This window comes from Bowmanella yangjiangensis (assembly GCF_017255015.1).
Classification (GTDB): Bacteria; Pseudomonadota; Gammaproteobacteria; order Enterobacterales; family Alteromonadaceae; genus Bowmanella; species Bowmanella yangjiangensis.
On record NZ_JAFKCS010000604.1, the window covers coordinates 1 to 442 of the forward strand.

The window sequence follows — 442 nt, forward strand, 5'->3', positions numbered from 1 at the left end:
CCTCTGGCTCGGCCCCGGCAGCCACGACCGGCTCGACCTGAAACTGAATCATCTCGCCCAGCATCAACTGCCGCTGTCGTCCCGGCGCGAGGCGCGTGGCGACCTCAACGAGCTGCGCCTGAGCGACACCCGATCGTCCTTCTGGCTCGCCGGCTACCTGTTCTACCCCTGGCCAACAGGGTGCGATTCACCGCGCGGCGCCTTGCCGGCGCACTGGCGAGGGCACTGGCTGCGGCAACGTGACTGGGCAGCATTCTCCGCCCGGCAAGCGCAGGCGCACTGGCAACCCCTGCCACGCCTGTCCTGGCTGGCGCCGGCGCTGATTGACGGCGAGGAACGCTGGTCGCGCGAGACGTTCGCGCACTGGCTGGAGGGCCTGTCCTCCCGCTCCCAGCTGCTGGTGCGACTGGAAGAGGATCAGGCCGGTGACTGGCGAGAGGTC

1 protein-coding gene is annotated in these 442 nt (G+C 69.7%); it reads left to right on the plus strand.

Going from position 1 to position 442, the window contains the following annotated elements; all coding sequences use genetic code 11:
- The coding region (locus J0A65_RS25885) for a DUF1853 family protein (RefSeq protein ID WP_206597065.1) at window positions 1-442 on the plus strand (442 nt) is incomplete at both ends.